We start from the raw sequence: 7,489 nt of genomic DNA, 5'->3' as shown, positions 1-7,489 counted from the left end.
GGGGGGGGTGGGCCGTACGCGCGGCTCAGGGCCGCTGCAGCCAGAGCAGCGAGGCCACCACCAGCGCTTCGACACCGGTGCTGAGCGTCGGTTCGATCAGCGGAGCGAAGTGGGGCGAGTGGTTGGCAGGCAGCCGGTCGATGTCCCCCTCCAGGAACGCCTTGACGGCAGTTTCCTGTTCGAGGCCGCCCCAGAACCAGAACACGGTCGGCACGCCGAGCACCTCACCGAACACCCCGACGTCCTCGCTGGCGTTGACCGGCGGCATCCGGTGCACCCGCTCCTGCCCGAAGTACTCGGTGAACGCGGCCACCGTCCGCTCCGTGCTCTCGGGCTCGCTCACCAGGCTCGGGAGACTGCCGAACCACGTCAGGTCGGGTTCCTTCACGGCGGCGCCGGCCTGGCACTCCGCCCGTACGATCCGCTCGATGGCGGCCTGCACCAGGTCACGGACCTGCGGGGTGTACGTACGGATGTTCAGGCCCAGCTCGGCCTGGTCGGGAATGATGTTGTCCTTGGTGCCGGCCTGCAGCCGGCCGACGGTGACCACGGCGGTCTCGGCCGGCGGGACCTCCCGGGCGACGATGCCCTGAAGGCGCGTGACGATGTGCGCAGCCGTCAGCACCGGGTCGACCGCCGCTTCGGGGCGGGAACCGTGACCGCCGCGACCGTGCACGGTGACGTTCAACGAGTCCGCCGCCGCCATCACCGGGCCGGTGCCGTAACCGATGAACCCGGCGGGCAGCGGCGCCACGTGCTGGCCGAGCACGATGTCCGGCTTGGGGAAACGCTCGAAGAGCCCGTCCTCCACCATGCCGCGCGCGCCGCACCCCAGCTCCTCCGCCGGCTGGAACACCACGAGTAGCGTCCCGCTCCACTCCCGGCGGGCGGACGCCAGGAGCATGGCGGCACCGACCAGGCAGGCGGCATGCATGTCATGCCCGCAGGCATGCATCACCGGTACGTCGCGGCCGTCCTGATCCACACCGCGAGCCGTGCTCGCATAGGGCAGACCTGTCTTCTCCTCCACCGGCAGGGCGTCGAAGTCGGCACGCAGCATCACCACCGGGCCGTCGCCGTTGCGCAGCACACCGACCACTCCGGTCGTCCCGACCTGTTCGGTGACCTCGTCGAACCCGTTGTCCCGCAACATGCGTGTCAGCACGGCGGCCGACCGTGTCTCCTGCAGCGACAACTCCGGATGCTGATGTAGGTCCCGGTAGAGCCCGGCCAGAACCTCCCGGATTCCGCTCAGGCCCGCAACCACCGCTTCTGCCGCCACGACCAGCCTCCGTAATCCGCCGAATGCGGACACCGTAACTTCAGGCGGCGACCGGTGCACTCCCGTCGGCCACCCGTCGGCGACGTGACCGGGGGACAGGAGCCCGGGGCGTCGGCCAGAGCTCCCGCCGCCGCCCGTCAGGCCTCGGGGTCACGCAGGCCGACGCAGTCGAAGGCCCAAAAGGTCTCCGAGTAGACGAAGGTGCCCGTCATCCAGGGCTCGTGTGCGGACAACCGGGCGACCTGGAACGCGGGTTCAGGGATACGCAGCGACGGCGCACGGAAGCCCGCGGCGCCGGCACTCTCGAAACCGCGCGTGCTGTAGTAGTGAGGCGACCCCTCCAGGAACACCAGCGGCACCCCCTGACGGTCGGCCGCCTCGAGGGCGTGGGCGATGAGCCGCGTACCGATGCCCTGACGCTGGAACTCCGGGACCACACCCAGCGGTGACAGCGTCAGGACGTCCACGATCCGGCGCGGAGCGTCCAACCGCGTCGCGCTCAGCAGGACATGACCGACGACCCGTTCATCGACGACAGCGACGTAGGACATCGGCGCCAAGGGGGCCTCCGCGACGCGAAGCGCCTCCACGAGCCCGGGAACCCGCTCGCTGTCCTCGAAGGCGCGCGTATGAACCTCGCGTACATCTCGGTGATCGTCAGCAGACTCTTGCCGGATCACCAGCCCGGCACCATCGGGAACGATCCGGGAGGCTGCAGGCGCATCGTGTGACGTCATGGCCGCGAGAGTAGATCGCAACGCGGCTCGTGTGCGAGGCAATTGGGGGGGGCGACGCGATGCGGCTCGCGGGACGACGGAATGCCCAGGGCCGATCTCCGATCTCCGATCCATACGCCGACGATATGCGTCCGCCGGTAGAACTGCCGATGACGACCGGCGTTCGAAAGCAGGGATGGCGTGGTGCGACTCGAGGGGTGGCACGGCTGGGTCGGTACGTTCACGGGGGTGGTGGCCCTCACGGTGGCCGTACTGCCGTTGGCTGCGTTGGCGGTGTGGGCGCTGGCACGTCGTCGCACTGCCACGGGCGCCACGCGGGCGCGGGCGTGGCGCATGTCGCTGGCCGACGTCGGCATCGTCTACGGGACGTTGCCGCCGGTCTGGTTGATCATGCTGCCGGGCGACGAGGACGGCGCAGTCGTGAGCCTGGTCCCGCTGCGCGACCTGCTCGCCATGGACACCGTCCAGATCGTCGGCAACCTGCTGGTGTTCGCCGCGCTGGGGTTCCTCGCCCCGCTGCGCTTCGCGACGCTGGCCTCGCTCCCGCGGATCCTCGTGCTCGCGGCGGTCGGCTCGATCATGGTCGAGTCCGCCCAGTACGTCCTGCAACTGAACCGGGTGACCTCGACGGACGACGTCCTGCTCAACGCCACCGGCGCCACACTGGCCGCACTTGCCTCGCACCGCTGGTGGCGCACCACGGCTGAACCGTTGTCGGGCCGACCTCGAACGGCCCTGGTGACGGAGCGCTGAACCAGAGGTTCAGCGGGGAGGGACTATCGCTGTCGCGAAGCGTGACTGTGCCCGGAGGGCTTCTTCTTGCTCTGGCGCTTCGCACGCACCTCGCGGGCTTTGCGGAAGTCGATGTAGGCCATGCCGGCGACGAGGAACGGGCAGACGACCGCGAGCAGCACGACGCGCAGCGTCCCCTGCGTCATTGCGGTAAGCAGGACGATCACCGCGGCGCAGACGACGATACCGATGACCTGCCGGTAGGAGTCATAGCCCATGGCCCGCATGACCGGACCTGCTTCCGAGTCGTCGTCGCCCACCTCGTCGAGCGCCGCCTGCGCGGGCCGCTCCCGTCCCTCGACCCTGGCCTGCCGCCAGGAGAGGAACCAGCGCACGAGCAAGTAGAACGCCAGGGCCGCGAGGATGATCGCCCACTCGGCCGGACTGTCGGGGAGCCTTGTCGCCAGAGTCATGCCGGCCGAGTTTCCGTGACGCAGGGGAGTATCCGCTTCCGCTACCGAGGTCACATCGGCAACGGCGGAACCGGCCGTCAGTGGGCGGTGAACTGTGCGCGGGTCTGCTGTTGGACCTCGGGCCGGATGTCGATCCCGCTGATCTCCAGCCGTTCTCCGTAGATGTCGGTGAGCCTGATCGCGCCGCCGCAGCCGCTGCCGTTCTCGGAGGTGAAGTAGTTGTATGCCGTACGGGGCAGCGCTTGCCAGCCGCCGCCGGTACGCACTTCGAGCCGTGTCAGCGGATTGCGGTGGCCCAGCGCCTGGATCTCGCACCAGTACCGGCTGGATCCGGTCTTGTACCGGATCGACAAAGGCTCGGCGGTGGCAGGGCTCAGCAAGTGCCAAGTGATCGGGATCTGTCCCTGCGACGGGGCGGCGAGCTTGGCGAAGGCCTGGGCGCTGAGGTCGAGTTGGCCCTTGACGCACGTCGGGCACTCGTTGGTGACGCGCACGGTGATGGTGGCGCCGCGCGAGTTCCGTACGCGGATGTGGGCGCCGCACGCCTTGGCGGTCTCGTAGTCGGTGCTGTTCATGGCCGCGGTCATCACGTCGGAGGTGGGACCGAAGGAGCAGGCGCCGTTGCCGTCCGCGGCGTCGTAGAACGTGGCGGTTCCGCTGTATATGGTGCCGGGTCTGATCCGTCCGGCGAGTACCGCACCGGCGACCGGCTTGGCCGTGGGGCGGGCAGCGGGAGAAGAAGAACGCTTCGGTTTCGGACTCGTGGACGCGTTCGGGGTCTTCTTGCTCGCAGTCGCCGAGGGTTCGGGGGCGTGCCAACTCGTGGGTGCAGCAGCAGAGGTGGTCGTCGTGTTCGTCGGCGTGTCTCCTGCTGCCTCGCCTGACGAGCCGGCCGGCCGGGAGTCGAAGGTCATGACGAGTGCTGCCAGCACAGTCACGGAGGCTATGGCGAGCAGGGCCGAGCGCCCTATGTGGGACGCACGTCGCGCGCGTGGAGCGCGCCGTCTGCGCGACGAGGGACGAGCCGAACGAGGTATCACTGACGAGTCCTTGAGGTGGGTGAGACGCCCGTGATGGCCGAGCTTGCCACTCCTCGGTCGCCGCAGGCACGGGAATGGCTCGCAAGGTGCCCGGCCGGTCCGCAGCGCTGCGGGCATCGAGCAGGTGCTCCACAGCGCCCATCTGCGTTCCGCTCATCCGGATGGCTCCCTGAAGGAGCGGTTCGGCGCGAGTCGAAACACGATGAGTGCCTGTCTGGAGACGTTGAGGGAGCGGAACTTGATGGCGATCAACGCAGTGCGAGCGGCCAGTGTCATGTGTGCGGGGATCATGGGGGTTTCCGCGGTGCTCGGATCCTCTGCTGCGGCTCACGCCGCACCGGCCGGCCTCGCACGCCCGACGGCCGCGGCAGCGGCGCCGAACATCGACATCCAAAAGGACTGGGGAGGCGTGACGTTCCTCCTGAACCAGGCCGAGACGCGCCGGATCGGCGGGGGTTCGGCTATCGGTGGCGCCGTTCTCGGCGTACTCGGCGGCCCGCTCACAGCGGCCGCGTTGGGGATCGGCGCTGTGAGCGTGATGGAGATGGCTTCCAGCGGTTACTGCTTGAATGTCCGTTACTCGTGGGCCTCTTTGGTCACGCACCAACCGCAGCGCGTCTGGTGGCGCAAATGCTGAACGTCGATACATTGCGGGCATGGAAGCGCAAATCCGGCCGTTGGTCCTGTGGCTCGCACTGTTGGCAGCGGGAGTGGGATGGGGCGCGATCAGCGGCTTGTGGTGGCTGACGCTCCCTGCTCTGCTCCTGCTGAGCCTCACTGTCTACCGGCACCAACAGCAAAGCGGTGGCCCCGGCTTTCTTCACCGTAAAGAGCGGGTGGTGATCTTCGCAGCGCTGGCCATCGCTGTCGTGGCTGCGCTGATCGCCCGTCTGTCGCCGTGAGCCGGCCCGAATCCAGCGCTGGTCAGTCGGTCGCGTGCTCGGACACCGCCACGGCGACCTGTTCCGCATCGACGGGGAATCCGGGGAAGCGGACCAGGCGGCTGAGCGGAATCGCGCGCATCATGGCCCCGTTGTGGGGGTCGAACATGATCGCCGAGAACCCCTCCGTCCCGAGTGCTTCGCGCAGCCAGGGTCCCGCCGCCGGGTGGGCGAGCCACTGCTCCGCCGTGGAGTCGGCGGCGAGCGGCGGCACGTAGCCGTTGCCGCCGAGTTCGACCGTGGTCCGCAGGCGGATGTCCCGCGAGGAAGCGCCGACGCGCAGGCCGAACCTGCCGCCCTCGACCGTCCAGCGCCCGGCGCTCTCGTGCCAGAAGGCGAAGGCCCGGAGGGTGAGGCGCAGGTGGACGCGTTCGCTGTGGCCCGGCTCGAGGTGGACGCGGGTGAACGCGCGCAGCTCCTGCTCGGGCCGGTGGACGGACGCCTCGGGGTCCGTGACGTAGAGCTGGACCGTCTCGCTGCCCCTCAGCTCACCGGTGTTGGTGACGGTGAGGGCGACCTCCACCAAGGGATCGTCGCCGTCGGCCCGGACGGTGGCGACCAGGTCGCTGTAGGCGAACGTGGTGTAGGACAAGCCGTGCCCGAACGGGTAGGCGACCGGCATGCGGCGGGTGTCGTACCAGCGGTAGCCGATGAGCAGCCCCTCGGCGTAGCGGACGCGGCCGAACTCGCCGGGGAATGCGCCGACGGCCGGGGTGTCCTCGTACCGCAGGGGCAGCGTCTCCGCGAGCTTCCCGGACGGGTTCGCGCGGCCGAGCAGCAGATCCGCGCAGGCGGAGCCGCCGGCCTGGCCGAGCAGCCAGGTCTCCAGGACGGCCGGCACCCGGTCCTGCCAGGGCGCGAGCGTGACCACGGAGCCGTTGGACAGCACGACGGCGGTACGGGGATTGGCGTCGACGACCGCGTGCAGCAGGGCGATCTGGTGGGCGGGCAGATCCATGTGGTCGCGGTCGAAGCCCTCGGACTCGTACGAGGCGGGCAGGCCGAGGAAGACCACGGCGACCTCCGCGTCCGCGGCCGTCCGCACCGCTTCTGCGACGAGTTCGGGATCGGCCTCGTCGGACTTGATGACATAGCCGGGGGCGAAGGTCAGGTCGCGCCGGCCGTCGAGCGCGGCCCGTAGGGCGTCCAGTGCGGTGTCGACACGGGTCGGGTTGACCTGCGAGGAACCCGCTCCCTGGATACGGGGCGTACGGGCGAACTCGCCGATGACGGCGATGGTGCCGCCGGTGTCCGGATCCAGCGGCAGCAGCGCACCGTCGTTCTTGAGCAGGACGGCGCTCGCGGTCGCGGCCTCGTGTGCCAGGGCGTGGTGGGCGTCGACGTCGAAGGACGTGTCGGCGGACGTGTCCTCGAGAGCGGGCAGAGCGCGCTCGACGAGGGTGAGCAGCCGGGTGACGGCCGTGTCCAGATCCGTGTCGGCGAGCAGGCCGCTGTCCAGGGCCTCGAGGATCGCGCGGGTGCCCGCGCCCGCGGAGGACGGCATCTCCAGGTCGGTTCCCGCGGCGAGGCTCGCCGGACGGTTGTCGATGCCGCCCCAGTCGGAGACGACCAGACCGTCGAACCCCCACTCGTCGCGCAGGATGGCGGTGAGCAGCGCGCGGCTCTCGGCGACGTAGGTCCCGTTGACCTTGTTGTAGGAGGACATCACGGTCCAGGGCCGCGCCTTGGCGACGACGGTTTCGAAGGCCGGCAGATAGATCTCGCGCAGCGTGCGCTCGTCGATCTCGGCGGAGACCGTCATCCGGTCGGTCTCCTGGTTGTTGGCGGCGAAGTGCTTGAGAGAGGCTCCGACGCCCTGGCTCTGCAAGCCCCGCACCCATGCCGCACCGAGTTCGCCCGCCAGGTGCGGATCCTCGGAGAAGTACTCGAAGTTGCGGCCGCACAGCGGCGAGCGCTTCATGTTCACGCCCGGGCCGAGCAGAACCGAGACCCGCTCCGCGCGGGCTTCGCGGCCGAGCGCCTCGCCGACCCGGCCGAGGAGTTCGACGTCCCAGCTCGACGCGAGGCCGGCGGCGGGCGGAAAGCAGGTCGCCGGGACACTGTCGAGCAGACCCAGATGGTCACCCGACTCGGGCTGCTTGCGCAGTCCGTGCGGTCCGTCCGACAGCATCACGGACGGGATGCCGAGCCGTTCGACGGACGGGGTGCGCCAGAAGTCCGAGCCGTCGAGCAGGGCGGCCTTCTCCTCCCGGGTGAGCGCCGCCAGCAGGGCGGGGATGTCGAGGCGAGGGGTGGTGCTGTGCATGGGTCAACTCCGTCGGGG

Annotated in this window: 8 protein-coding genes; 3 read left to right on the top strand and 5 right to left on the bottom strand. The window is 69.7% G+C overall.

What is annotated here, in order from left to right; translation table 11 throughout:
* Positions 1–25: 25 nt before the first annotated feature.
* A complete protein-coding gene (locus G6045_RS37845) occupies positions 26–1,282 on the bottom strand; it encodes an amidohydrolase (RefSeq protein ID WP_328708056.1) in 1,257 nt (418 codons plus the stop codon).
* Between the two features lie 137 nt (positions 1,283–1,419).
* A complete protein-coding gene (locus G6045_RS37840) occupies positions 1,420–2,019 on the bottom strand; it encodes a GNAT family N-acetyltransferase (RefSeq protein WP_206344711.1) in 600 nt (199 codons plus the stop codon).
* 183 nt (positions 2,020–2,202) lie between these two features.
* On the opposite strand from G6045_RS37840, the gene G6045_RS37835 reads away from it, so the two are divergent.
* Positions 2,203–2,772 carry a VanZ family protein gene (locus G6045_RS37835; protein ID WP_165336776.1) on the top strand — a complete coding sequence of 190 codons (570 nt, stop codon included), beginning with the start codon at positions 2,203–2,205 and terminating at the stop codon, positions 2,770–2,772.
* A gap of 23 nt (positions 2,773–2,795) precedes the next feature.
* Here G6045_RS37835 and G6045_RS37830 read toward each other — a convergent pair whose 3' ends face one another.
* Both G6045_RS37830 and G6045_RS37825 read right to left on the bottom strand, forming a co-directional pair.
* Positions 2,796–3,224, bottom strand: a complete 429-nt coding sequence (locus G6045_RS37830; RefSeq protein WP_165336774.1) for a hypothetical protein — start codon at positions 3,222–3,224, stop codon at positions 2,796–2,798.
* 77 nt (positions 3,225–3,301) lie between these two features.
* Entirely contained in the window at positions 3,302–4,162 is an 861-nt protein-coding gene (locus tag G6045_RS37825; protein ID WP_328708055.1) for an expansin EXLX1 family cellulose-binding protein, read from the bottom strand.
* A gap of 343 nt (positions 4,163–4,505) precedes the next feature.
* Between G6045_RS37825 and G6045_RS37820 the strand changes: the two genes are divergently transcribed.
* Together G6045_RS37820 and G6045_RS37815 are read left to right on the top strand one after the other, a co-directional pair.
* Entirely contained in the window at positions 4,506–4,901 is a 396-nt protein-coding gene (locus G6045_RS37820) for a hypothetical protein (RefSeq protein ID WP_165336772.1), read from the top strand.
* A 19-nt stretch (positions 4,902–4,920) separates the two neighbouring features.
* The gene (locus tag G6045_RS37815; protein WP_165336771.1) at positions 4,921–5,166 is read left to right on the top strand and encodes a hypothetical protein; all 246 of its coding nucleotides are present in this window, start codon (positions 4,921–4,923) and stop codon (positions 5,164–5,166) included.
* 22 nt (positions 5,167–5,188) lie between these two features.
* Here G6045_RS37815 and G6045_RS37810 read toward each other — a convergent pair whose 3' ends face one another.
* Complete coding sequence (locus G6045_RS37810) at positions 5,189–7,471, bottom strand: glycoside hydrolase family 3 C-terminal domain-containing protein (protein ID WP_165336770.1); 2,283 nt, start codon at positions 7,469–7,471, stop codon at positions 5,189–5,191.
* Positions 7,472–7,489: the final 18 nt, after the last annotated feature.

Source organism: Streptomyces mesophilus, from assembly GCF_011044995.1.
Lineage (GTDB): Bacteria > Actinomycetota > Actinomycetes > Streptomycetales > Streptomycetaceae > Streptomyces > Streptomyces mesophilus.
The sequence above is the reverse complement of the archived record's forward strand: the minus strand, read 5'-3'. Positions and strand labels throughout refer to the sequence as shown.

Coding starts and splice junctions, on each gene's coding strand:
- G6045_RS37840 (WP_206344711.1), bottom strand. CDS start 2,019: ATGACGTCACACGATGCGCCTGCAGCCTCCCGGATCGTTCCCGATGGT.
- G6045_RS37830 (WP_165336774.1), bottom strand. CDS start 3,224: ATGACTCTGGCGACAAGGCTCCCCGACAGTCCGGCCGAGTGGGCGATC.
- G6045_RS37820 (WP_165336772.1), top strand. CDS start 4,506: ATGGCGATCAACGCAGTGCGAGCGGCCAGTGTCATGTGTGCGGGGATC.
- G6045_RS37815 (WP_165336771.1), top strand. CDS start 4,921: ATGGAAGCGCAAATCCGGCCGTTGGTCCTGTGGCTCGCACTGTTGGCA.
- G6045_RS37810 (WP_165336770.1), bottom strand. CDS start 7,471: ATGCACAGCACCACCCCTCGCCTCGACATCCCCGCCCTGCTGGCGGCG.